The 24613-nt window shown below is 56.0% G+C and carries 29 protein-coding genes; 3 read left to right on the top strand and 26 right to left on the bottom strand.

Features of this window, described 5'->3' with window-relative positions:
* Positions 1 to 16: 16 nt before the first annotated feature.
* The 26 genes from spo0A to AC2TF6_RS19140 all read right to left on the bottom strand — a co-directional run bounded on the left by spo0A (position 17) and on the right by AC2TF6_RS19140 (position 22185).
* A complete protein-coding gene (spo0A, locus tag AC2TF6_RS19015) occupies positions 17 to 811 on the bottom strand; it encodes a sporulation transcription factor Spo0A (protein ID WP_317954349.1) in 795 nt (264 codons plus the stop codon).
* Positions 812 to 1010: 199 nt separating this feature from the next.
* Positions 1011 to 2345, bottom strand: coding sequence for a SpoIVB peptidase (spoIVB, locus tag AC2TF6_RS19020; RefSeq protein ID WP_326056725.1), 1335 nt, complete (start codon positions 2343 to 2345; stop codon positions 1011 to 1013).
* Positions 2346 to 2456: 111 nt separating this feature from the next.
* Positions 2457 to 4193, bottom strand: a complete 1737-nt coding sequence (gene recN, locus AC2TF6_RS19025; protein WP_491308054.1) for a DNA repair protein RecN — start codon at positions 4191 to 4193, stop codon at positions 2457 to 2459.
* Positions 4194 to 4225: 32 nt separating this feature from the next.
* Positions 4226 to 4672, bottom strand: a complete 447-nt coding sequence (gene ahrC, locus AC2TF6_RS19030; protein ID WP_009674923.1) for a transcriptional regulator AhrC/ArgR — start codon at positions 4670 to 4672, stop codon at positions 4226 to 4228.
* Entirely contained in the window at positions 4669 to 5139 is a 471-nt protein-coding gene (locus AC2TF6_RS19035; RefSeq protein ID WP_326056718.1) for a hypothetical protein, read from the bottom strand. The genes ahrC and AC2TF6_RS19035 overlap by 4 nt, the downstream gene beginning before the upstream one ends.
* A gap of 128 nt (positions 5140 to 5267) precedes the next feature.
* On the bottom strand, positions 5268 to 6110 hold the full coding sequence (locus AC2TF6_RS19040; protein WP_491308055.1) for a TlyA family RNA methyltransferase: 843 nt from the start codon (positions 6108 to 6110) through the stop codon (positions 5268 to 5270).
* A 121-nt stretch (positions 6111 to 6231) separates the two neighbouring features.
* On the bottom strand, positions 6232 to 8133 hold the full coding sequence (dxs, locus tag AC2TF6_RS19045) for a 1-deoxy-D-xylulose-5-phosphate synthase (RefSeq protein ID WP_491308056.1): 1902 nt from the start codon (positions 8131 to 8133) through the stop codon (positions 6232 to 6234).
* A gap of 94 nt (positions 8134 to 8227) precedes the next feature.
* Positions 8228 to 9118: a polyprenyl synthetase family protein gene (locus AC2TF6_RS19050; protein ID WP_491311688.1), complete on the bottom strand. Its 891-nt coding sequence runs from the start codon at positions 9116 to 9118 to the stop codon at positions 8228 to 8230.
* Between the two features lie 8 nt (positions 9119 to 9126).
* Positions 9127 to 9402, bottom strand: a complete 276-nt coding sequence (gene xseB / locus AC2TF6_RS19055; protein WP_009674928.1) for an exodeoxyribonuclease VII small subunit — start codon at positions 9400 to 9402, stop codon at positions 9127 to 9129.
* Positions 9386 to 10753 carry an exodeoxyribonuclease VII large subunit gene (xseA, locus tag AC2TF6_RS19060; RefSeq protein WP_491308057.1) on the bottom strand — a complete coding sequence of 456 codons (1368 nt, stop codon included), beginning with the start codon at positions 10751 to 10753 and terminating at the stop codon, positions 9386 to 9388. The genes xseB and xseA overlap by 17 nt, the downstream gene beginning before the upstream one ends.
* A 3-nt stretch (positions 10754 to 10756) precedes the next feature.
* Positions 10757 to 11629, bottom strand: coding sequence for a bifunctional methylenetetrahydrofolate dehydrogenase/methenyltetrahydrofolate cyclohydrolase FolD (folD, locus tag AC2TF6_RS19065; RefSeq protein ID WP_009674917.1), 873 nt, complete (start codon positions 11627 to 11629; stop codon positions 10757 to 10759).
* A 148-nt stretch (positions 11630 to 11777) separates the two neighbouring features.
* Entirely contained in the window at positions 11778 to 12239 is a 462-nt protein-coding gene (gene nusB / locus AC2TF6_RS19070) for a transcription antitermination factor NusB (protein ID WP_218229763.1), read from the bottom strand.
* A gap of 104 nt (positions 12240 to 12343) precedes the next feature.
* The gene (locus tag AC2TF6_RS19075) at positions 12344 to 12574 is read right to left on the bottom strand and encodes a DUF2273 domain-containing protein (RefSeq protein ID WP_491308058.1); all 231 of its coding nucleotides are present in this window, start codon (positions 12572 to 12574) and stop codon (positions 12344 to 12346) included.
* A 14-nt stretch (positions 12575 to 12588) separates the two neighbouring features.
* Positions 12589 to 13155, bottom strand: coding sequence for an alkaline shock response membrane anchor protein AmaP (amaP, locus tag AC2TF6_RS19080; protein ID WP_009674929.1), 567 nt, complete (start codon positions 13153 to 13155; stop codon positions 12589 to 12591).
* Positions 13156 to 13234: 79 nt separating this feature from the next.
* On the bottom strand, positions 13235 to 13645 hold the full coding sequence (locus tag AC2TF6_RS19085; RefSeq protein ID WP_009674927.1) for an Asp23/Gls24 family envelope stress response protein: 411 nt from the start codon (positions 13643 to 13645) through the stop codon (positions 13235 to 13237).
* A gap of 85 nt (positions 13646 to 13730) precedes the next feature.
* Entirely contained in the window at positions 13731 to 15089 is a 1359-nt protein-coding gene (gene accC / locus AC2TF6_RS19090) for an acetyl-CoA carboxylase biotin carboxylase subunit (RefSeq protein ID WP_491308059.1), read from the bottom strand.
* Positions 15090 to 15107: 18 nt separating this feature from the next.
* On the bottom strand, positions 15108 to 15602 hold the full coding sequence (gene accB, locus AC2TF6_RS19095; protein ID WP_491308060.1) for an acetyl-CoA carboxylase biotin carboxyl carrier protein: 495 nt from the start codon (positions 15600 to 15602) through the stop codon (positions 15108 to 15110).
* 158 nt (positions 15603 to 15760) lie between these two features.
* Positions 15761 to 16534, bottom strand: coding sequence for a SpoIIIAH-like family protein (locus AC2TF6_RS19100; RefSeq protein WP_491308061.1), 774 nt, complete (start codon positions 16532 to 16534; stop codon positions 15761 to 15763).
* Between the two features lie 97 nt (positions 16535 to 16631).
* Complete coding sequence (spoIIIAG, locus tag AC2TF6_RS19105) at positions 16632 to 17273, bottom strand: stage III sporulation protein AG (protein ID WP_491308062.1); 642 nt, start codon at positions 17271 to 17273, stop codon at positions 16632 to 16634.
* Between the two features lie 43 nt (positions 17274 to 17316).
* On the bottom strand, positions 17317 to 18093 hold the full coding sequence (locus AC2TF6_RS19110) for a stage III sporulation protein AF (RefSeq protein ID WP_491308063.1): 777 nt from the start codon (positions 18091 to 18093) through the stop codon (positions 17317 to 17319).
* Between the two features lie 163 nt (positions 18094 to 18256).
* The gene (gene spoIIIAE / locus AC2TF6_RS19115) at positions 18257 to 19456 is read right to left on the bottom strand and encodes a stage III sporulation protein AE (RefSeq protein ID WP_491308064.1); all 1200 of its coding nucleotides are present in this window, start codon (positions 19454 to 19456) and stop codon (positions 18257 to 18259) included.
* A gap of 51 nt (positions 19457 to 19507) precedes the next feature.
* Entirely contained in the window at positions 19508 to 19900 is a 393-nt protein-coding gene (gene spoIIIAD, locus AC2TF6_RS19120) for a stage III sporulation protein AD (RefSeq protein ID WP_326056325.1), read from the bottom strand.
* A 10-nt stretch (positions 19901 to 19910) separates the two neighbouring features.
* Positions 19911 to 20114 carry a stage III sporulation protein AC gene (gene spoIIIAC, locus AC2TF6_RS19125; RefSeq protein WP_009674926.1) on the bottom strand — a complete coding sequence of 68 codons (204 nt, stop codon included), beginning with the start codon at positions 20112 to 20114 and terminating at the stop codon, positions 19911 to 19913.
* Between the two features lie 15 nt (positions 20115 to 20129).
* Complete coding sequence (gene spoIIIAB, locus AC2TF6_RS19130; protein WP_491308065.1) at positions 20130 to 20651, bottom strand: stage III sporulation protein SpoIIIAB; 522 nt, start codon at positions 20649 to 20651, stop codon at positions 20130 to 20132.
* A gap of 4 nt (positions 20652 to 20655) precedes the next feature.
* Positions 20656 to 21849 (bottom strand): stage III sporulation protein AA, encoded by a 1194-nt coding sequence (locus AC2TF6_RS19135; protein WP_491308066.1) that lies wholly within the window; start codon positions 21847 to 21849, stop codon positions 20656 to 20658.
* A 69-nt stretch (positions 21850 to 21918) separates the two neighbouring features.
* Positions 21919 to 22185, bottom strand: coding sequence for a YqhV family protein (locus tag AC2TF6_RS19140; protein WP_009674897.1), 267 nt, complete (start codon positions 22183 to 22185; stop codon positions 21919 to 21921).
* A gap of 147 nt (positions 22186 to 22332) precedes the next feature.
* Here AC2TF6_RS19140 and comA point away from each other — a divergent pair, with 147 nt between their 5' ends.
* The 3 genes from comA (at position 22333) to AC2TF6_RS19155 (ending at position 24466) form a co-directional block, all read left to right on the top strand.
* On the top strand, positions 22333 to 23178 hold the full coding sequence (comA, locus tag AC2TF6_RS19145; RefSeq protein WP_491308067.1) for a phosphosulfolactate synthase: 846 nt from the start codon (positions 22333 to 22335) through the stop codon (positions 23176 to 23178).
* Entirely contained in the window at positions 23168 to 23905 is a 738-nt protein-coding gene (locus AC2TF6_RS19150) for a 2-phosphosulfolactate phosphatase (RefSeq protein ID WP_491308068.1), read from the top strand. Before comA ends, AC2TF6_RS19150 begins: the two co-directional genes overlap by 11 nt.
* Positions 23906 to 24001: 96 nt before the next feature.
* Complete coding sequence (locus AC2TF6_RS19155; protein WP_009674889.1) at positions 24002 to 24466, top strand: DUF441 domain-containing protein; 465 nt, start codon at positions 24002 to 24004, stop codon at positions 24464 to 24466.
* The last annotated feature ends 147 nt before the right edge of the window (positions 24467 to 24613 follow it).

The following is a 24613-nucleotide window of genomic DNA, read 5'->3' on the forward strand; positions in this document are numbered from 1 at the left end:
AAGGCTTCTAACCCTCTCAACTCACCTTATGCTCAATCCGCAGCTTATCCGCCACCATCGCGATAAATTCGCTATTCGTCGGCTTCGATTTGCTAATATTCACAGTGTAGCCGAAAATAAACGAAATGCTGTCGATGTTGCCGCGCGTCCAGGCGACTTCAATCGCGTGACGGATGGCGCGTTCGACGCGGCTCGGGGTAGTCTTGTATTTTTCTGCAATGGCGGGGTACAGCGTCTTGGTGATGGCGCCGAGAATTTCGATGTTGTTGTACACCATCGTGATCGCTTCGCGCAGATATTGATATCCCTTAATATGCGCAGGTACGCCGATTTCATGTATGATTGTCGTAATGTTGGCGTCCAGATTTTTGCTTTTCGGCATCTGAACGACATTCGCTTTGATGGAACTGGTCGACGTGACAGCCGGCTGGTTGCCCACCAGTTGACGGATGCGGTTCGTCAGAACTTCCATGTCAAACGGCTTCAAAATATAGTAGGAGGCGCCAAGCTGCACGGCTTTCTGCGTAATATTCTCCTGGCCGAAGGCCGTGAGCATAATGATCCGCGGAGCCGGATTTAAGTTCATTTCGCGAAGCTTCTCGAGTACACCCAGGCCGTCCAGATGAGGCATGATAATATCCAGAATGAGAATATCAGGCACATCCTTCTGCGATTCCATAAAACGGAGCACTTCGTTTCCGTTATAGGCGATGCCTGCAATCTCCATATCTTCCTGTTCACTGATAAATTCGGAAAGTAAATGTGTAAACTCTCGGTTGTCGTCCGCTAACAAAACTTGAATCTTTTGCAACTTGAAAGCCTCCTTTATTTGTAAAAAAATCGAGGGTTTTCTAATTCCTTGTTTTATCATTTCGACACGCCCAATCAAATTCCTTCTGTCGAAAAATTATTTTCTTTATTTTTGTGAGCAGTTATTTTATAATAGAGTTTTATTTTGGTATTTCAACATTTTTCGACAAATCGTTCGCAAAAAAAGAAAGAACCAAAGGCTAGCTCGCCTTCAGTCCTTTCGCATCTGATTCGGGCCGGAGCAGAATGCCTGCATCCTGGAGCATCCATTCGATAAAGCAGCCGTACCCGCTGGACGGATCGTTCACGAATACGTGGGTGACCGCGCCGATCATTTTGCCGTTCTGGATAATCGGGCTTCCGCTCATCCCCTGCACGATACCGCCGGTCTTCTCAAGCAGCCGCTTGTCGGTTACTTTGATGACCATCCCCTTGGTGGCGGGACTTCCCTGCTTGGCCACATGTACAACCTCGATATCGAATTTCTCCACTTTCTGTCCGTTCACGACCGTGTAAATTTGAGCCGGCCCTTCTTTTACCTCTTCCGCGAATGCGACCGGAATCGGCGTTCGGGATAAACTATACTCAGGAGCTTCTTCCATTTTGCCGAAAATGCCGAACGGAGTATTTTTCTCAATCGTACCGATCACCTTGCTGTCCCGGAAAATCTGCGCATGCTTCTCGCCGGGCTCGCCGTTCTGGCTCTTGGCAATGGACGTCACGTTGGAGTGAACGACCTCGCCGCTGCCGACCACAATCGGGGTCTGAGTGTCCATATCGGTGATCACATGACCCAAGGCGCCGTAAACGTTCTGCTCGGGCGCGTAGAAGGTCAGGGTGCCCACTCCGGCCGCGGAATCGCGAATGTACAGGCCGAGCCGGTACGACTTGTCCACGACGTCATACGCGGGCTTCAGCTTCAGCTCGAAGCGCTGATGGCCTCTTTGAACCGTCAGTTCCAGCGGCTTCTTGCTTTGACCGGCTTTATTGACGAGACCGGATACCTTGGACACGTCCGCTGAGGGGCTACCGTTGATCGCAACAATCAAATCACCGACCTGCACCTTCGCTTCTTCACCCGGCGAGATCTTCTGTTTCTCGGTCACGGCGACCAGATGATGGCCTACAACCAGAATGCCGGCTGACTTGATTTTGACGCCAATGGTTTGCCCGCCGGGGAGGACTTTCAGGTCCGGCACGACATTGACCTTAACGGTCTTGAGAGGAATGGCTCCGAACAGCTTCAGTTTCATCTCGGTGTAGCCCTGCTGGTTGGATTGGAGGGAAATCGGATCTTTCAAATTAACTTGAAATGAGTGCCGGGAGTTCCCGTTAACCTTGACTATTTCGGGGTCTTCCACCGTAAGCATGGCGTTGACCGGCATGGAAAGCCTGAGTTCTTTGGCTTGCCCGCTAAAAAGCCGGAGCTCATCGGGGAAGGAGGCGAAGCTTTGGAAAGGGGCGGATACACTTAGGATACAAACGAAGAAAACGAGCAGGAGACCAATGAATCTTCTACGACGATTCGATTTCACAAGACACCCTCCTTCTGCTTTCTTGCCCTGACGAACCCTCGTCAAATGCGTACCCTTAAGGTAACCTCCCTCCATTCGTTTTATAACTGCAAATGCTTCTAGAGGCCTCAGTTAGTTCCTTGACTTTTTTTCGTCTGCCAAAGCAAGCATTTCTTGAGCATGATGCAGGGTCGTTTCCGTCACTTCGACGCCTCCGAGCATCCGAGCAAGCTCTTCGATACGTCCGCGGCGGTCAAGATCGGTCACGCGGGTAAACGTGCGTTCCCCCTGTACTTCTTTATGAATGTAAAAATGTACGTCGGCCATGCATGCCACCTGCGGTAAATGCGTAATGCTAAAGACCTGGCAGCTGCGCGAAAGCAGCGAAAGCTTCTCCGCAATCGCCTGAGCCGCGCGTCCGCTGACACCCGTATCCACCTCGTCGAAGACGAGCACGGGGATCTGATCCAGCCGGGCGAAAATGCTCTTCATGGCGAGCATGATCCGGGACAGCTCACCGCCCGAAGCGATTTTGCTGAGTCCGCGGAGCGGCTCTCCGGGGTTCGGCGCCATCAGGAACTCGACAAGATCGATTCCGTCCCGGGTGAATTTAACGGGCTCGTCGCCGATCTCCAGCCCTCCGCCGCCCGCAGGAACCGGCGTATGCGACACCTGGACTCGGAACTGCGTGCGCTCCATATGCAGGTCGCGGAGTTCCGTTTCGATTTCGCCGGCCAGACGGTCCGCGATTTTTTTGCGGGAATCGGACAGCTTCCGGGCCGCTTTCGTGAGCTGGACGATTTCACGGTCGAGCTTTTCCTGCAGCTTCTGGATAATCTCGTCCTTGTTCTCGATCGTGGCGAGTTCTCCGCTGACTTTCTCGCTGTACGCCAGAATCTCCGCAATCGTATCGCCGTATTTACGGCGCAGCGAAGCGATCAAATCGAGGCGGAGCTCGATTTCGTCCAGCCGCTCCGGATTGAATTCAATATCGTCGCGGTAATCCCTGAGCTGGTAAGCGGCATCTTCAAGCTGGTAAAACGCGCTTTGCATCTGCTCCAGCAGAGGAGCGATTCCCGCGCTGTCGATGGCCGCCACGTCCTGGATGCGGGCGATGGACTTGCCTATGGCGTCCAGCCCGCTGCTCGCGCCATACAGCGTATCGTAGGAGCCTGCCACGCTCGAATACAGCTTCTCGGCGTTCGCCAGCTTGCTTTTCTCCTCCGCCAGCGTGACGTCTTCGCCCTCCTTCAAGGAAGCCGTGGCGATTTCGTCCACCTGGAAGCGGTACAGGTCGATCATCTGCAGGGACTGCTTGCTCGTTTCCTGGAGCGCCTTCAGCTCTTTGCGGAGCTTCGTGTAACGGTCGTACGATTCGCGGTATGCCGCCAGGTTGGGACCCACCTCTTTATCTCCGTAAGCATCCAGCCAGTGGATGTGTTCGTCCGATTTGAGAAGAGACTGATGCTCATGCTGGCCGTGAATATTCACGAGCCAGCCGCCGACTTCGCGCAGCATCGTCAAATTGACGAGCTGACCGTTGATCCGGCTGGAGCTTTTGCCGCTTGCCGTGACTTCGCGGCGGATAAGCAGCTGCTCCTCCCCCGCGGCCTCGATACCGAGCTGGGCGAGCGTCGTCCATACGGGGTGTCCTTCGCCGATTTCGAAAACAGCCTCGATCTCGGCCTTCTCGCTCCCGTAGCGGACCAATTCGGAGGAACCCCGGCCGCCGACAATCAAGCTCAGCGCGTCGATAATGATGGATTTACCGGCGCCGGTCTCACCCGTCAGAACATGAAAGCCGGATTTAAATCCGATGTGAACGTATTCGATAACCGCCAAATTGCGGATAGACAGTTCTGTGAGCATAGGTCCTCCCCTGAATTCGCTGCATGACCGAGTCAGATCAGCGACATAATCTGATTCACGACTTTCTGGCTGACGTCCTTCGTCCGGCAGATGATCAGAATCGTGTCATCCCCGCAAATCGTCCCCATGATTTCATTCCATTCCAAATTATCGATCAAGGCGCAGATCGTATTTGCCGTTCCGGGCATACACTTCATGACAACCAGATTTTCGGTAAAATCGATGTTGATAAAATGATCGCTTAGCGCCCGTTTGAGCCGCTGCATCGGATTGTAGCGCTGATCAGCCGGCATCGAATATTTGTATCTTCCGTCATCAAGCGGGACCTTGATCAGATGCAGTTCTTTGATGTCCCTGGAAACCGTTGCCTGAGTCACGTTGAAACCCGCGGTGCGCAGCGATTCAACCAGCTCGTCCTGAGTTTCGATCTCATGGCCCGTAATGATTTCCCGGATTTTAACGTGGCGTTGCCCTTTCATTCGAACACCTCAATGTGAAACGTAATTTGTTTGATCTTGCGTCCGTTCATGTCCACGTACAGCACTCCGGCCGCTTCCGGCACGAGGAGCGAGTACACCAGCAGCATGTCGCGGATAGCGCTTCCTGTCATCTCGAGCGGCTTGCGTTCGCGCGCCACCTTGACGAGATACAGATTGTCCTCTTTTTCAGCAAAATAGTCGATAAACAGGCGGCTGTACAGCTCTTCCTTCTGATTCAGGGTCATCGAAATCGGGATTTTGGTTTTCCCGCCCACCACGTCAAACCCGGCACCGATCAGAAGTTCGACGACTTCATCGTCTTCCGGAACTTCGTTATAGTCCGTAATGCGGATGGGTTGGAAGGAATCAGCGTAAGGCTCATACAGCCACTTTCGGAAACTTATGCCGGCCCATGCTGCGAGAAGTCCTAAGAGCAAAATTAGGATAAGCGTATCCCCGTGCTGCATACCGGATCACCTCGACGTACCTATTCGCTAAGCGAGGCGGGGATTCCTTTTGGCTGTGACGTCTTTTTCCAAGTGTTTTCCTGTGTTTACTTGCGGAAAGCCCTGCTTTCGTTAAAACCGCACTACCATCAATACCGGGTTTCCGGTTTGGCGAACATGGCCTTGGCCTCCGGAACGACACGGTCGATCAGGGATTGAAGAGGTTCTTCCAGCTTTTCCGGATCTTCGGGGTTGCAGGTCCAATACGCAAGGAATTCAATGTTTCCTTCGCCGCCGGTAATCGGGGAAAACGTAAGCCCTTTTAAGTAAAAACCGATCTCCTTCGCGAATCCGAGGACACTTTCCAATACGTCCTTATGCACTTCGGAATCCCGGATCACCCCGGATTTGCCGACTTTCTCGCGTCCCGCTTCGAATTGAGGCTTGATGAGGGCAACCGTCTCCCCTTTTACACCCAACATCGTTTTCAGCGGAGGCAGAATTATTTTCAGGGAAATGAAAGAAACATCGATCGTGGAAAAAGACGGGGGCGGACCGGTCAGTTCCTCCGGCGTCAAGTAACGGAAATTCGTGCGTTCCATAACCTGGACACGCTCATCCTGACGAAGCGACCAGTCGAGCTGGTTATAGCCTACATCGATCGCGTATACATAGCAGGCTCCGTTCTGAAGCGCGCAGTCGGTAAAGCCGCCGGTAGAAGCCCCGATATCGAGCATAACCGCGTTTTTTACGTCGATGTTAAATTGTTTCAGCGCTTTTTCCAATTTCAAACCTCCGCGGCTTACGTAAGGATGCACCGCACCCTTTACTTTTAAAGCGGCCGCGCGGCTAATTTTCATTCCCGCCTTATCGACAGGCTCCTCATCAGCAAAAACAAGGCCAGCCATAATGGCGGCCTTGGCTTTTTCCCTGCTTTCAAAATAGCCTTGTTCGACGAGCAGTACATCAATTCGTTCTTTATCTGTCGCCATTCCATAAGCTCCTGTTATCGTTCGTCTTGTGTGCCGGCTGCCGCCGGCACGTGCAGTTGGTTCCCGTGGTTGACCTTGTCATGTGACGCCAAGCCCTGACCGCCGGGTTCCTCGCGCGGTGTTAGGCATTGAGCCCGGCGGAACGCTGGCGTTTGCGCGGCAGCAGCGTGTGCACCTGCGTAATCAGGTGTTCGGCGGTCAAGCCGACTTCCTGGCGCTGTTCTTTGATGGAACCGTGTTCCACAAAGTAATCCGGCACGCCCATCGTGCGGACACGCACCCCTTCGATGCCCTGTTTCGCGTAAAATTCGAGCACCGCGCTGCCGAAGCCGCCTTGTTCCGATCCTTCTTCCATAGTGATGATCGGCATATGCTCTTTGGCAAGCTGGAGAAGCATGGCCTCATCCAGCGGTTTGATAAACCGGGCGTTGATAACGCGCAGATTAATGCCTTCTTTTCTCAGCATATCCACGGCTTCCAGAGCGACCTGGTTCATCGGGCCGACGGCCAGAACCGCCATCGTATCTCCTTCGGTCAGCGTCTCCCAGGTGCCGATCGGAATCGGCTGCGGATTCTCATCCATCGGGACGCCGAGCCCGTTGATGCGGGCATAACGGACGGCGATCGGCCCCTCGTTATAGTCAATCCCCGTCCGCATCATGCGGCGGAGCTCATTCTCGTCTTTAGGCATCATAAGCACCATATTCGGCAGGCTGCGCAGGAAGGTGATATCGTATACACCCTGGTGCGTTTCCCCGTCGGGTCCTACAAAGCCCGCGCGGTCAATGGCAAACATGACATTCAGCTTGGGACGGCAAATATCATGCACGACCTGGTCGTAGGCACGCTGGAGGAAAGTCGAGTAAACCGCAAATACCGGTTTCAACCCCTCCGCCGCCATGCCTGCACATAATGTAGCGGCATGCTGTTCGGCGATACCTACATCAATCATACGCTGGGGGAAGCGGGCGGCGAATTTCATCAGCCCCGATCCTCCCGGCATGGCCGGCGTGACTGCCACTACGCGCTCGTCTTTCTCGGCAAGCTCAATAAGGGTATTACCGAACACTTCGGTATACATGGGATTGCCCACGGCTTTAAGAAACTGGCCGGACTCAATCTTGTACGGGCTGGCTCCATGCCATTTGTGGGAATCCATCTCGGCGGGAGAGTACCCTTTGCCCTTGGTCGTAATGACGTGGATGAGCACGGGGCCCTCCACTTTCTCGGACTGCTTCAACGTTTCAAGCAGCAGAGGCAGATTATGGCCGTCAACCGGACCGATGTAATTGAAACCAAGTTCCTCGAACCAGACACCGGAAACAAGCAAATATTTCAGGCTATCCTTAACTTTCTCCGCCGTCTTGGCCAGAGTCCCTCCGATAGCCGGGATTTTCTTAAGGAGACTTTCGACTTCTTCTTTCGCTTTGCGGTAGTGCTTGTCGGACCGGATCTTGCTCAAATAATTGTGGATCGCGCCCACGTTCGGAGCAATGGACATTTCATTGTCGTTCAGAATAACGGTCAGATTCTTCTTCTCGTGGCCGATATGGTTCATCGCTTCAAGCGCCATACCGCCCGTCATGGCTCCGTCGCCGATCACGGCAAAAACACGGAAGTCTTCGCCTTTCAGATCCCGGGCCATGGCCATCCCCATCGCCGCCGATAGCGAGGTGCTGCTGTGTCCCGCTTCCCATACATCGTGGTCGCTTTCCGCCCGCTTGATGAAGCCGCACATCCCCTTATACTTGCGCAGGGTATCGAAACGGTCTTTACGCCCGGTTAAAATTTTGTGCACGTACGCCTGATGCCCCACGTCGAAAATAAATTTGTCACGGGGGCTGTCGTACAGCGTATGCAGCGCGATGGTCAGCTCCACTATGCCCAGATTGGAGGAGAGGTGCCCACCGGAAGCAGACAGCTTTTCAACGAGAAATTGCCGAATTTCCCCTGCCAGCTGTTCAAGTTCCGACGTAGACAACCTCTTTAAATCCTCTGGCTGGTTAATATGATCGAGCAGCACATTAATTTCCTCGCTTTCCAAAGGTGAAAATTAGCAAAATTTATGAAATACGTTCATTTGTTCGTGTATTTGATTTCACCATTATACCATAATTTCAACGGTCACGCTTCATCAGGTAATCGGCCAGCTCCAGCAGCCTTTGCGGTTTCGGCAGAACCCCGCCTGCGATGGCCGTTTTGGCTTCGTCCGTCAGCAGCGCGACCCGCCGCTCCGATTCCTCCAGCCCGATGAAAAAGGGATACGTCACCTTCTGCTGCTTCTCGTCGCTGCCGACGGCTTTGCCCAGCTTCTCCTGCGTGCCGGTCACATCCAGAATATCGTCCTGGATCTGAAACGCCAGCCCGATCGAACGGCCGAAGTCCGTAAGCGCTTCAAGCTGCTTGTCGTCCGCGCCCGCAATCCGTCCGCCCGCGCGGAGAGAGAAGATGATAAGATCGCTCGTTTTGTGCTGATGGATATATTCCAGGCCGCTAAGCTCCGTAATGCCCTGCTCGCCCTTCATATCGGCCACTTGCCCGCCCACCATTCCCCGGGCTCCGGAATATTCGGCGAGTTCCTCGACGATGTTCAGAACCTGTTCGGCCGGAACACCGTGCCGGCGCGCCTGTGAAGCGCTGTAAAACGCCTGCGTCAACAGAGCGTCTCCCGCAAGGATGGCCATGGCTTCCCCGTAAACTTTATGGTTGGTTAGTTTGCCCCTCCGGTAGTCATCATTATCCATGGCAGGTAAATCATCGTGGACCAGGGAGTACGTATGCACCATTTCAATGGCGCAGGCTACCGGCATAGCGGCTTCCTTGCGTCCTCCCAGCGCTTCCGCCGCCGCAAGTACGAGAATCGGCCTAAGCCGCTTGCCTCCCGCGTCGATCGAATACTGGGCGGACTGCCGCAGCACATCCGGAATGTCCCAAAGCCGGGGGAACAGCTCCTGAAGCTCTCCCTCGATTTCTTTCGCATAAGAAGCGATATATTCTTGGATGTTCATGTCTGTGTTCAACGGGATTCCCCTTTATCCTCGATCATATTGGCTCCGAACGGCTTCTTCGAGAGGCCGGCTTCGCTTTCCACGAGCATTTCGATCTTCTTCTCCACCGTTTCAAGCTTCTGCCCGCACAGGTGAGACAGCTTCATGCCCTCCTGGTACAGCTCGATCGCCTGCTCGAGAGGGACATCCCCGCTCTCCAGCTTCGCAACGATTCCTTCCAGCTTGTCCATCGCTTCCTCGAAGCTGATGGCGGTTTCTTCCTGCAGCTTACTTTCGTTCCCCATTTGTTTTCTCCTCCATCGCCCAGACGTGGCAATCGAGCCGTCCGTCGGTCAACTGAACTCGGACCATGTCGCCGATCTGAACCTGCTCGATCGAATTTAATACGCGTTTTTCTTTCTCGTCGTAAACCAGGCTGTACCCGCGCTGCATCACTTTAAGCGGGCTCAACGCATCCAGGTGGCGCAGCGTGGATACGAGCTGCTGCCTGCGTCCCCTGGCGACGCCCTGCATCGCCAGCGTAAGCGCCCGCTCCGCGCCTTCGACGCGCTTGCGGGCGTAGCGTACCTGCTCCTGCGGGTTGAAGCCCGACAGGGTGCGCTCCAGACGCATGCGGCGGTCGCCGGCCCGGCCGACAAGCTGACGCATGCGGAAAGAAAGCTGCTCGCCCAGCCGGTCCAGCCGCTGGGCCGGATGCTGCAGAAGCTGCCGGTGCGGATTCGTCAGGTAAGGCGAGCGGCGGAGCCGCTCCAGCCGGTCCTGACGGCGCTGCAGCTGCTGCAGCAGGCCGCGGTGCAGGCGCTGGCCGAGATGAGCCATCTGCTGCTTCAGCTCCAGATGGTGAGGCACCGCCAGCTCTGCCGCAGCCGTAGGCGTCGCCGCCCTGAGATCGGCGACGAAGTCCGCGATGGTGAAGTCGGTCTCGTGGCCGACGGCCGAGATGACGGGGATCGCGGAGGCGAAGATGCTGCGGGCAACGATTTCTTCGTTGAACGCCCACAGCTCCTCCAGCGATCCCCCTCCACGGCCGACGATCAGCACGTCGACTTCACCGAGGCTGTTCATCGTCTCGATCGCGCGGACGATGGACGGGGCTGCCTGAGCGCCCTGCACCAGTACCGGATGCAGCAGAATCGGCACATTCGGGAACCGGCGCTGCAGGGTGATGATGATGTCCCGGACGGCGGCCCCCGTCGGCGAAGTGATCACGCCGACGGCTTTGGGCATCCGGGGAATCGGCTTCTTCCGCTCGGTGCGGAACAAGCCCTCGCTATCGAGCTTCTGCTTAAGCTGCTCGAACGCGAGGTACAAGCCGCCGATTCCGTCGGGCTGCATCTGCGTCACGTAGAACTGGTACTGCCCGTCCCGTTCGTAGACGGAAACGTTCCCCCGGGCGATCACCATCGTACCTTCCTTCGGACGGAAAGGAAGCCGCTGGTTGTACGACGCGAACATAATGCTTTTGAGGCGGCTGTCTTTATCTTTAAGCGTAAAATACATATGACCGCTGGAATGATGCGTAAAGTTGGAAATCTCCCCGCGCACCCAAACGTCCTGGAGGCGGTTGTCGCCTTCCAGCTTCATTTTGATATAGCGGTTGAGATCCTTAATAGATAATACGGCGCGCTCGCTCATGCGTTACACGCCCGCTTCTGTACCCGTATTGGACGCGCGGCGGGCCGAGCTCAGCGTATTCTTGAGCAGCATCGTAATGGTCATCGGACCTACACATCCCGGAACCGGTGTGATGTAACCCGCGATTTCTTTGACGGCGTCGAAGTCGACATCTCCGCACAGCTTGCCTTCGGCGTTGCGGTTCATTCCGACGTCGATCACGACCGCACCCGGTTTCACGTGCCGGTCCTCGATCACGCCGGCTTTGCCTACCGCCGCAACCAGAATGTCGGCCTGGCGTGTAATATCCTGAAGATTCGGCGTGCGCGAGTGGCAGATCGTAACCGTAGCGTGCTCGCGGAGCAGCAGCATCGCCATCGGTTTGCCGACGATGTTGCTTCTTCCGACGACGACGGCGTGTTTGCCTGCCGGGGATACGCCGATTTTTTTCAAAACTTCCATGACGCCGGCCGGCGTACAAGGAAGCATGCCTTCTTTGCCGATCATCAGGTTGCCCACGTTAACCGGGTGGAAACAATCCACGTCTTTCTCCGGAGTTATCTCGTCCACAACCTGCTCCTCGTTGATGTGGCCGGGAAGCGGAGACTGTACAAGAATACCGTGGAACTCCGGATTCCGGTTATACTCATGGATCAGCTTGACAAGCTCCTCCTGGGAAGTATCTGCCGGAAGACGATGCACATGAGACTGGATGCCCACCTGGGCGCAAGCTTTTTCCTTGTTATTGACATAGACATGGGAAGCCTGGTCATCGCCTACGATAATCACCACGAGTCCGGGTGTCGTACCCCGGGTGGAAAGTTCCTCGACTTCCTGCTTGATTTCTTCCCGGATGGAACGGACGATTTCTTTGCCGTTAATCACTTCTGCTGCCATGACGGTTCTCCTCCCTAGTTATCCGTTAATGGTTTTCTTTGTTTTCCTGTTGTGCGTGTTGTTTTCCTATTGTAGCCCGCTATAAGCAGATAGCGCAAAGCTGCCCGGACGACTCCTCAGAAGTCCCGGCAACCGTGCGCCCGTTTCATTACTCTTTGCCGCTGCGGATATTTTCCCTCAGCGCATCTACGTCTTTGATCATTTTGCCGAGTACGCCATTCACGAATTTACCGGAATCGTCCGTACCGAAATGCTTCGCCAGATCGATGGCCTCGTTAACGACGACCTTTGGCGGGACATCTTCCTGAAACAGCATTTCGAATGCGGCCAGACGCAGCACTTCACGGTCTACGCGGGACAGCCTGTCCATTTTCCAGCCTTTCAGGTAACCGGCCAGAAGCTGGTCGATCCGGTCCCGGTTGCTTAACGTGCCGTCCACGAGTTCACGGATATACTCCGGCATAATTTTTTCCTTATGATCTACCTGGGCCTCGTTATCGTTCTCCGCTTCATGTACGGCAACGTTCACCGCTTCCGCCGCCGAAACCCCGTTCATATCGATCTGATACAAGCTCTGCAAAGCTATTTCTCTGGCTACTCTACGCCTCATTGTATGCCTCCCACATCTTAAACCGCTAGTTCGTTCGTCTACGTCTAGTATACGTCATTTTAAATCCAACCCAAACAAAAAAATCCAAGGATGAACCCAGGATTTCAGCGAAACATTCTCCATTTTTGCGTAAGAAATTGCCAAAGGTTCTGGAACGGGAGCAAAAGTTCCTCTCCCCGATCTACTTTTTTGCCGATATAATACCCCAGGAACACGATAAATGCAAAGATCAGCATATCCCAGAAGCCGAAAAACAGATAGACCAGGCCCAGAACAAGTCCGGCTCCTCCGCCGGTTATCGTTCCGGGGTGCTCCTGCCACAATTTTCTCCACATGAGAGGACCCACCTCTATTCTACCCGGCTTTTAAACGTTGGGGTATTCTGCACGATATTCGCCACATAGACGGATACGCCGGAGACCGGGATTCCCGTAATCTCTTCCACGTGATTCTTGATCGCGGACTGTATTTCCTCCGTAAGTTCCGGAATGGAGGTTTCCCCGTCCACTACGGTACGGATGCCGATCTCAAGTCCCGCTTCACTCACCTTCACACGGGCACGCAGATCGCGAACGCCGCGGCTTCTTCCGGCCGCTTTCAACGACAGATTCTCCACCGTTTCCACCGAAATCCGGATATCCCCGTATTCACTGCGCTGGTCGATAGACGGCGCTTGCGTACGGCTTCTGCGGACGGATATGTAAAAAAAGCGGATGCTGATCAGAAAAATGACGATTCCGGCACCGATCACCCATGCCTTGGATAAGGTAAAACCGCTGTCAAATACATCCTGGAGAAAATAATCGGTCGATCTCATCGGAATGAGCTGAAAAGCTGCGAGTACGGCGATGGCGGATAGGAACATGATCGCGAGGCTGAATAGAAATAACAGGAGTCTGTCCAATAGTTTGACCACAGCAAATGGCTCCTTCCGAAATAAGTGAGGAACCCCCGTCCTTAGCGGTTGGGGGTCAATGTGTAGCCGCTGCTATTTATTATTTTACGCGCAGTGCGGCTGAATCCTCTTCAACCGGCTTCTCAGCCGTCTTGAATTGGACGTCGTGAATGTGAACGTTTACTTCCACGACACTCAGCCCTGTCATCGATTCGATTGCCAATTTCACATTCTGCTGGATCTTGCCGGCCACTTCGGGAATCCGGTGTCCGAATTCCATCACGATCGACACATCGATCGCCGCCTCGCGTTGACCGACGTTCACCTTGATGCCTTTGGCAAAGTTTTTGCGTCCGAGAAGCTCGGTAATGCCGTTGACAAATCCTCCGCTCATGCCGGCCACGCCTTCAACCTCGACGGTAGCGAGTCCCGCAATCACTTCTATGACTTCCGGAGCGATCTGAATGGTGCCCATATCTGTCTTCTCATAATCCGCTGCAATCATCGTCATCCTATGCACACCTCCTGCACGTTTGGGATAAGCCCACTAATTTAATACTATACCATTCCGGAATTTTTATGACAACGAATCCCGCTTAGGATTCCGGGTCGTTCACGTCGTGCTCTTCCAGGAATTTAATATCGAAATCTCCGCTCAGGAATTTGCGATGATTCAAAAGCTTCAAATGAAAAGGAATCGTCGTATGGATGCCATCGACTTCAAACTCGGCCAAAGCCCGCTTCATCCGGTTCACGGCTTCCTCGCGGGTCGCTCCCCATACGATCAGCTTGGCGATCATGGAATCGTAATGCGGAGGAATCACATAACCCGGGTAAGCCGCACTGTCCACGCGGACGCCTATACCGCCCGGAGGCAGGTAGAAGTTAATGCGTCCCGGCGACGGCATAAAGTTGCGCTCGGGGTCTTCCGCGTTAATCCGGCATTCGATCGACCAGCCGTTGATCTGAATATCTTCCTGCGTAAACGGAAGCGGGTTGCCTTCGGCGGCGCGGATCATTTCCTTGATCAGGTCGACGCCCGTTACGTATTCGGTGACCGGATGTTCGACCTGGATACGGGTATTCATTTCCATGAAATAGAAGTTCCCTTCCGGTCCGAGCAAAAATTCGAGCGTACCCGCGCCGGAGTAGTTGACGGCCTTCGCTGCACGAACGGCCGCTTCCCCCATCGCCTGACGAATTTCCGGCGTCAAGGTCGGGCAAGGCGCTTCTTCGACGAGCTTCTGGCGGCGGCGCTGCACCGAGCAGTCGCGTTCGCCCAGATGGACCGCGTTGCCATGCTTGTCCGCAATGATCTGAATTTCGACGTGCTTCATGCCCGTGAGGTACTTCTCCAGGTAAACGCCGGAGTTGCCGAAGTTCAGCTGAGCCTCCTGCTGGGCCGTCATGATATGCTGGATCAGCATATCCTCGCTCTCGGCGATCCGGATGCCTTTGCCTCCGCCGCCGGCGGTCGCTTTGATAATAAGCGGATAGCCGATGTCACGGCCGAGAGAAATGGCTTCGTCGAGGTCTTCGATCAGTCCGTCGGAGCCGGGAATAACGGGAACGCCCGCTTCCTTCATCGTCTGCTTCGCGACCGCCTTGTCCCCCATTTTGGTAATGGCTTCCGGGGAAGGGCCGATAAACGTAATGTTGCAGCTTTCGCAGATCTCCGCGAAATCCGCATTCTCCGCCAAAAACCCGTAACCCGGGTGAATGGCGTCCGTATCCGTGAGCGTGGCCACGCTCATGATATTTGTAAAATTCAAATAGCTGTCTTTGGAAGGCGTAGGTCCGATGCAGTACGCTTCGTCGGCAAGACGGACGTGAAGAGCGTCCCGGTCCGCTTCCGAATAGACGGCAATCGTCTGAATGCCAAGTTCACGGCAGGCGCGAATAATCCGCACGGCAATTTCACCGCGGTTTGCAATTAAGACTTTCTGAAAACCCATTTTGTTCCCTCCGTTCAATTACTCCGGCTTCACCAAGAACAGAGGCTGGCCGTACTCGACAAGTTGGCCGTTCTCGACCAGAATTTCAACGATTTCGCCTTTTACTTCCGCTTCGATCTCATTCATCAGCTTCATGGCTTCCACAATGCAGACGACCGATTTCTCGTTCACGTTAGAACCTTTCGAAACAAACGGGGCAGATCCCGGAGAGGAAGCCTGGTAGAATGTGCCTACCATAGGCGATACGATTTTATGTAAGGTAGAATCCGATTCCTTCTGTTCATCCGCTTTCGGAGCTTCTGCTGCCACTTGTGCGGGAGCGCTTCCGGGTACCGCTTGAGCAATGACCGGCGCGTACGCTTGCTGCACGGGAGCCGCCGTAACGACTACGGACTCGGTTTTGTTAGGTTTGCGTATCGTCAAACGCGCACCCTCGTTTTCAATTTCGAGTTCCTGCAGGGACGTCTGGTCCATTAGTTTCATTAATTCTTTAATTTCGCTCAGCTTGAACATCCATGTCACTCCTTCAAAAATGGTGAACCGATGCCGTAATACGACGTATGTATTATATCACAACCGCAAGAAATGGAAAGAGTCCAGTTTATCCGGACTCTTTCCACTCGTGATTAATATGCGGTTTATGCGGCCGAGAGGGCTTTTCTTAAGGCCGTTTATTTCACGTACTGGACCGAAATTTCGGGTCCGACCTTCAGTTCTTTCATCACCGTTTCCACAATGGAAACCGCTTGGCTTTTCTCGAGCTTATCCGATTGTACGGTCACTTTCCACTTGCTTCCGTCCTGGGTCAGAACCGCATTCGGATAGTCTTTGGAGAGAACATCCTCCACATTCGTCACGCGCGTGTTCGTGTCTTCGATCTGCTGAAGCTCCTGCTGTGCTTTGCCCACCGCATCGGAGGACTGATTTTTATCGGTGATGAGCGTCAGCAGCTCTTCGGTCTTCTTGGAGAGGGCGTCCTGGCGGTCGAGCTGAAGCTTCGTCAGGTAGTCACGGCCGGATTTGCTGCTGGCCTGCGTCTGCTGGCTGACTTTGGCTTCCGCCGAAGCCGGAGCGGCGGCCGCATCTTTGCCGTCCTTCGAGGCGGTTGCGCCTGTTTTGGAGTCCTGCGCCTTGGCGTCGCCTGCCTTGGCCTCCGCTTTCGCATCGGTTTTCGTGTCGGTTTTGGCATCGGTTTTGGCATCCGCTGTCGTCTTCGTATCGCCCGCCTTCGCACCGGCCGCTTTGTCTGCGGAAGCTTTACCCGCTTCGGCGACGGCCTGTTCCGGCGACACCTGGCTGAGATCGATTTTGACTTCGTCCGCTTTTGGAGCCGTGGAAGCGACGTCCACCTTGCTGACATCCTCGGTAAACAGGTAATAAGCGGACAGTACGACCATCAGGCTCAGCATGGAAACGAGCCATATTGTTTGTCTTTTGGCATTCATGGAATAATTCCTCCTAACGGATTAATAAGTAATGGGATGGCTGTAAAGCCGCTTTACATTTATGCCGGAATGCGGAGTCCTCCTTGCAAGCTCCCCGCTATTCGGCCGTTTTCCTCGGGAGAATGGAAATCCGGTGAACCGGAACGTCGATGCCCCGGGCGACGGCTTCGATCATCATTTTCTTGACGGTCAGATCTTCGGCCCCTTTGGCGACTACAAGTACGCCGCTTACTTTGGGTTTGATCGTCTTGACGACAAGGGGCTGCTGATCGCCCGACACCTGATAGAGCACAACTTTGCCTTCCTTCGTAACCTGGGAAATATTCCGGTTGGCGCCATTGATATCTTTTTCCGTCGTCAGCTGCTGATTTTCCTTCGAATCCTTCTCCACGACGATTTCTTCCGTAGATTCGATCGTAATCAACACTTCCACGTCTCCTACGCCGACTACTTTACGGAGAATATCGCGGAGTCGGGATTCGTAAGCTTCCTCGTATTCCCGGAAAGGCGTCTTGTCCTTGGCCGCTCCGCCCATAAACGTCTCTTTGCCCGGCTGGGTCGAAGGAGACGCCCGGCTGTCGCCGGCAGGCTCCACTTCTTTGAAATTGAGAAACGAGCTTAAAATCATCAAGGCGGCACCGACCAGACCGAGCAGTACAATCCAAAGAAAGGAATTGGAACGTTTGCCGTCCTCGCCTGTCCCGAACCATTTACTCCTCCACTGCTTCCAAAAGCCCATCCGCTCACCTCACCATCGCTCCCTGCCGCTTCTTCTGGTTTTTTTAAAGCTTCGACTGTTCCTTCGTCCATTGCACTGAAATGTGAGACGGGTCAACCTTCCAGCCAAGCTCCGCCGCCTTGGCGAGCTTCCGCTCCGCTTCCCGCTGCGCCGGGTTCGGCTGCTCTCCGGTCTGGGCGGGAACGGCTCTGCCGCCCGGACCGCTTGTGCCGCCGATGCGGACGTCTACGGGCGCGATGGGCGCGACCGGCGTCATGCCGGAGCCTCCGGCTCCACCCGCGAGGGAGCTGCCGTAGGCGTCCGGTTCCGCAGCCGGAGATTCCGCTTCGTCCAGCGTCAGCTCGACGCTTGCCACCGATGCGGCGCCCTGCCCGTCCACTGCCGTCTTCACCCGGAGATCCCGGATGGGATAAGGCGTTTCCTTCTGCAGCGTCTGCCTCATCTCGGCGGCAAGCTTCTCTTCCAGCAGGCGGACCGCTTGTTCCCGGCTGCCCGCCTGGAGCCGGTCCGCCTGCTCCATGACTGCCTGCAGCGATGCCGGCTGGCCGGAAGGACCGGCCCCTGCGGGTGTCTGACGTCCGCCTGCCGCGCCGCCGCCCCCAAGCTGCTGTCCCAGCTGAGCCTCGGCGAGAAGCTTTGCCGGGTCCCAGCTTTTGCGCGTCAACTGCAGCACGGGCGAAAGAAGCGTCAGCAGGATGAACAGGCTCATCGCCGTCCGGACATACCGCTGCATCTTGTTCGTCGGGAGCATCAGCTCGATAAACGTGGCGAGCAGAATCAGGGCGACGACCGTCTTAAGCCAACCGCCTAGCCAATCCACGGGGCAAGCCTCCTTCTTAGGCGAGCAAGCCTCCTTCTTAGGCGAGCAAGCCCCCATCCGGCCGCTCCAGGTTGTTTGAGCTTGTTCGCCTATGCTTGTATATATTCGTTCGCATCTCGGGATATACCAATTTTTTTGACGGAAACTTGCGGGTCATACCAGCCTAGCGCACCATCACGGCGATATTCCCGGCCGTTATCATAATCGTCAGGGCCAGGAAGAACATGAGGCCTACGGCCGATAAGGCGGCGAACACATACACCATGCTCTTGCCGATCGTAGACAAGCAGGCGATGATGGGGCTGTCGCCCAGAGGCTGCATGACCGCCGCACAAATGTGATAGATCAGAGCCAGCACCAAAATTTTGATCGCCGGGAACGCGCACAGCAGAATCACGATGACAACCCCGGTCAGGCCGACCGCATTCTTCACAAGCAGCGAGGCTCCCAGCACGGTCTCCGTCGCGTCCGAGAACAGCCTGCCCACGATCGGGATAAAATTGCCCGCAATATATTTGGCGGTCCGCAGCGTCACGCCGTCGGTTACGGCTCCCATGCTCCCCTGCACGGAAATGACGCCCAGAAACACGGTCACGAATACCCCAAGTGTGCCGATGGCGATTTTCTGGAGAAGCTTCGCCAGTTGGGTTACTTTATACTTGTCCGTCATGGAACTGACGATATGAAGAACGGCCGAGAAGAACAGCAGCGGAAACACGAATACGTAGATCACCGTACCGATGGTATGGATCATGAACACGATCAGGGGATGCAAAATCGCCACCGACGTGATCCCCCCCGATGAAGCGAGCAGAGACAGCAGAAGAGGCATAAGGGCGATCATAAACTGGATCATGGACGAGATCGCGCCGTTGGCGTATTCGATGGCCACCTGAAAACTGTTCACGGCTATGATAAGCAGCACGAGATAAGACACGACGAAGGCGACCTTGCTGACATTGTTGCGTTCAAACGAGGTCTGCAGCGTCTCCAGCAGCATGCTGAACACGGTCAGAATCACAATCGACACGAGAAGCTTCCCGTTGACCACAATCTCGTGAAACAGGTATTTCAGCGCCCCTTTCCACAGGTTGGAGAAATCGAACGTTTTGGCCCCGGTGATCAGATCGGAAAAGCTCGGAGGCCGGTTATCGGGAAAATAGCCCCGGTATTCTTTCATCAGCTTGTCCCAGAATTTCTCGACGGACTCCGTGTCAAGCTGGTTCGTCTGCTCTTTTACAAGTGTATCGATCGGGTTGGCGGGGTTTAGATTTTGCGCCCCCGTGTGGCTGAGGAAGCCCAGAAATAGTGCGACGAATAAGACGAGGGTTGTCCACGTCCGGTGCGACAGCTGCTGCGCCAATGCTCTCCACTCCCTATCCGGTCCGCCTCCGGCACACGCTTGTCCGGTTGATCAGGTGGCCGGAAACAGTTTAATCACGGTTTCGATAATGACGGTGATGATCGGAATGGCCATGACCATAATGAGAATTTTGCCGGAAAGCTCGATTTTCGAAGCGATTGATTCCTGCCCGGCATCCCTTACGATCTGCGCCCCGAATTCCGCTATGTACGCGATGCCGATGATTTTGAGGATCGTTTTCAAAAACACCATATTGACGCCGGACTGCTGCGCCAGATTATGGAGCACTTCAATGACCGAAGCGATTTTGCCGATCAGAAAAAGAAAAATCAGGATGCCCGTAAACGCCGCCAGCAGGAAAGCGAACATCGGCTTCTGTTCCTTGATAATGAGGATGAGGACGGTGGCGACCAGGCCGAGTCCGACGATTTGAATAATCTCCACGTCATCCCCCCTACTGGAACAAAAAGATGGTTTTGATTTCCTGGAACAAATTATCGAGCAGCCTCACCACCATAAACAGCACGACGACGAAACCGATGACGGTTACCCAATGGGCCATGTCTTCCTTCCCCATCTGCTTCAACACCGTGTGGATCATGGCGATAATAATCCCGATCCCGGCGATCTGGAAAATGGCGTTTACATCTACGTTCATGTTCGGCACCCCACTTTAATACATCAAAATAACGATCAGTGCTCCCACCAGGACGCCTAGGCTCTTCCACATCGCTTCGTATCGCTTCTGCTCTTCCGCAGCCGTCGTCTCTTCGGCCTGGAGCTGGAGAACCGACAGGCGCAAATGCTTGGCCTGATCGGTACGGTCGCTGGCCCCGAGCGTCTGCCCGAGCCGGAGGACGACCTGCAGCTCGGCCGGTTTCATCGCGGAGTTCCGCCAGCCGTGCTGCACAGCGTCGCGCCAGATGGCGCTCAGCGTGTCGTCTTGCGGCTCCGACAGGCGGTCCGCCACCTCGCGGAACACGCCCGCCAAAGGCGCCCGCGTCTGCTCGCTCAGCGTGGCGATCGCGTCGGGCAGCGGCGTCGAGCCGTAGACGATTTCCGTCTCCAGCCGCTGGAGCGCCTGGATCACTTCCCGGATCTGCTGCGGCCGTCTCCGGTACCTTCTCGCTTTGGCGAATCCGAAGCCCGCCCCGGCTCCGAGCACGAGCGTGGCTCCCGCAAGTTTGACCCACATCACTTCATCCCCTTCCGCCGGTTGAAAATAAAGTCTCCCAGCCGCTTGGCTTCTCTTCGGCCGGAGTACCGTAAGCGCCGAAGACGGCAAGCTGGCGGCCGTCCCCGTCCAGCACTTGCACGAGGCGCCCGCCCGCGGCCGAGCGGCCGAGAATCACGTAGCGGCCGAAAACGCCGCTTTCGAGCAGTTCCCGCAGGGCCGGTCTGCGCTTCACATCGCCCAGATCCCGTCCGTGAGCCGTGGCGATGATCCGGATGCCCGCATGAAGGGCCTCGCGGATAGCCTCGGCGTCTTCATGACGCCCGATCTCATCCACGATCAGCACCTCGGGGGACATCGAGCGGATCATCATCATCATGCCCTCCGCTTTCGGGCAGGCGTCCAGCACATCGGTGCGCGGCCCGAGGTCGAAGCGCGGCACCCCCCGCTCGGAAGCGGCGATTTCGGAGCGCTCGTCGACGATGCCGACTTTCCAGCCGGCGCGCCCCCGCGGACGATCCGGCGCGTCCGGCCTGCGGGCGGGCTCCAGGCTCCCGGCTTCGAGACCGGCACCGGTTGACGAGGTCCGGATGCCGCCCGGTCCGCCCGGCAAGCTCGGCCCGCCGCCCGGGTTGCCGCAAGGCCCCGCTCCGGGACCGCCGGCTGCCGGAAGCGGGGTTTCGCCGCTGCTGATCATCCGCGCCAGATCGCGGATCAGCGTCGTTTTTCCCAGCTGGGGAGGCGAAATCAGGAGCGTATGGTGAATCGTGTCCGCCTCCCGGTCAAGGAGATGAGGCAGGACCGGTTTACCGGCTCCGGGGAGTTCCCTCGCGATCCGGATGTTAAACGAGCTGACATCGCGGATATGTTTGACGCTTCCCCCTTCGAGGACGACCCGCCCCGCCAGCCCTACCCGGTGACCTCCCGGAATCGTGATAAAGCCGCGCTTCAGTTCCTCCTCGAAAGAATAGAAGGAGTGGCGGGTCAACAGTTCGAGCAGACTTTTGCACTCTTCACGGGACGGCCTGTACGCCCGCGAGGCGTCGGCGTCCGTCAGCCCTTCACGCGTAACGAACGCGCAGCGCCGGTCAAATACGATCTCAAGGGGACGGTCCTGACGGATCCGGATTTCTTCCAGCCCCGAACGCAGGTGCGCCGGCAGCGATTCCAGTATCCCGCGTATGGAAGCGGGCAGATGGGCGAATACGGACGCAAGCACAGCCTCACCTCCGGAATTGTCTTGTCCTTTGTCTTTATATGTATGTCCCGGTGCGGTGAATATGTCGGTTTACTTTTTGAGAATGCCGATAAAAATGCAGCTGACGCCGGCCACGACCCAAAGCATTTTACCGAAGGAAAGTTTCTCCGCAATGCCGACCAGTCCGATAGTAGTCGTCGCCAGAAGAATCAGCGGTCCCGCCATGGCTAGACCCGTATTAACGAGGAGCGCTTTTTCAATCTGGTTAAAACGGATCATCAGCAGCGCCGCAATAATTTCCAGCGATCCCGACAGCAGACGCAAAGACGCCATGCTGAGCACGATTTTGTTAATCACAGCCGTCACCTCTCCTTTTTTTGCAGCTATTCGATTCACCATATGCGGGCCTGTCTGATTTTAGGCATACGCGGCACCTACCCAGAAGCGCCCGCATAAGATGACTACGAAATTTACTCCACCGGAAAGTACTGAGGTGAGGACGTTATGGAAGAGTCTTCTTGCAAAAAGTGGCATCCGACTCTCGCCGATCCGACAGGGTGCCGTCAGAGCAAACCCCGGGCACTCGGGAAAACGATGGTGATGGATAAAGGCCTCGGCCTGAACGCTTACGACGATTTGCTGCAGGCCGCAGGAGAACATGTGGACTATATAAAGCTGGGCTTCGGCACTTCCCCGCTCTATCCGCGGGAGCTGCTCCGGCACAAGATCGAACGGGCGAAGGCCTTGGGGATCGACGTCTATCCCGGAGGCACATTTTTGGAGGTGGCGGTTCAAGAAGGACTTATTTCGTCTTATTTCGACACCGTCGCGGCTTTGGGCTTCACCTGTGTCGAAATATCGGACGGAACGATTGAGCTGGACCGCAGTCTCCGCAGCGAGCTGATCGTCCGGGGAATCGAGGCCGGGCTTAAGGTGATCACGGAGTACGGCAAAAAATGCTGGGGGTCTTCGGTAGAAGCGGAGGCGCTGGTCGCTACGGTAACCGGGGATGTGGGAATGGGCGCGGAGCTCGTTACGATCGAAGCCCGGGAATCGGGGATGGGAGTCGGTATCTTCGACGAGAACGGCGCCTGTAAAGACGAAGAGCTGAACGGTGTGCTCCGCTCGGTCCCCAGCCCCGATATTCTTCTCTGGGAGGCTCCGCTCAAAAACCAGCAGATTCACCTGCTGGAGCTGCTGGGTCCGGACGTTCACCTGGGCAACGTCGCTCCGGCCGATGTGATCGCCCTGGAGGCGCTGCGCCGCGGCCTGCGTTCCGATACGCTTCACTTCGGAGAAAGGCTCAGAAAGAGCGCCCGGGAAGAAGGCGCCAAAGTCCATGCGGATTGACGTCATCCCTTCCCTGAGCGAAGTGCGCAGCGAACTGCTGGCCGGACGGACCGCTATCGTCATCGACGTGCTCCGGGCGACGACCACGATCGTTGCCGCGCTGGAAAGCGGCAGCGCCGGGGTCCTTGCCGCCGAGTCCGTCCAGCAGGCGGTCATGCTGCGCGGCAAGCGGGATGTGCTCGGCGGGGAACGCCGCTGCCGGCGCATTCCCGGCTTCGACCTCGGCAACTCGCCGCTGGAGTACACGCCCGAAGCCGTTGGCGGCCGCCGGGTCGTGCTGACCACGACCAACGGCACACGGGCGCTGCAGAAGGCGGCTCCGGCGGATAAAATCGTGGCCGCCGCCCTGCTGAACGGCGAGGCGTGCGCCAGGGCCGCCGACGGGTGGAAGCGCGACATCGCGCTTCTGTGCGCGGGAACGGCCGGCGCGTTCTGCTTCGAGGACGGCCTCTGCGCCGGACTCATCGTCTCCGCGCTGCAGAGGCTCTGCGGGAGCGCCGCCGACGTCTGCGATCTCGGCCGCAGCCTTGCGGCCTGCTACGAGCGGCATGCGGACGATCCCGCCGCGCCGCTGGCGGCCTGCGACAGCGGGCGCAGGCTGGCTTCCATCGGCTGTGAAGCGGACATCGCCTTCGCCGCCCGCGTGAATGTCTCGGATATCGTCCCCCTGCTGAAAGACGACGTCCTCGTTCCCTGGACGCCGGCCAGGGAGCATCTTCCCCGCTGAACAGGGAGAGGGTTCTGCAGGCCTGCAAGAGCCGCTTCGTTCTAAAACTTGTCCCCGCTCATACAATAAAGAGAGACTGGTACAAGGGGTTTTCTCATGAACGGAGATTTGCTTCTCGTAATTCTGATCATTGTCGGCCTGATCGGACGCTCCCCCATCATTACAACGGCGGCTTGTGTCCTGCTCGTCGTCAAACTGATCAGTCTGGACCGCTATCTGCCCGCCATTGAACGAAGAGGGCTGGAGCTCGGGCTGCTGTTTTTGACGATGGGCGTGCTGGTCCCTTTCGCGAGCGAAAGGATTTCGTATAAAGATATCTTGACGGTATTTACGACTTGGCCCGGCATTCTCGCTCTGTCCGGCGGCGCCATCGCCACTTACATGAACGGCAAAGGGCTCGATTTATTGAAAATCGATCCGCAACTGATCGTCGGGCTCGTGATCGGCTCTATTTTCGGCATCATTTTTATGCGGGGGATTCCCGTCGGGCCCTTGATGGCGGCAGGCATTACAGCCGTTTTGCTGAAAATATTCACGTTCGTCGCGGATCGAATCTCCTGAGTTCCGAACGTCCGGATTTTTACAGCCTGTAAATAAAAAAGCGCCGAACTGTCTTCAGACAGTTCAGCGCCTTGCCGGCCTTCCGAGGCCGGTTTTATTTTGGTTATTCTCATGCTTCAGCTTATAAGGTCGCGGTTGCGGGACGAC

The organism is Paenibacillus sp. JNUCC 35, assembly GCF_058269095.1.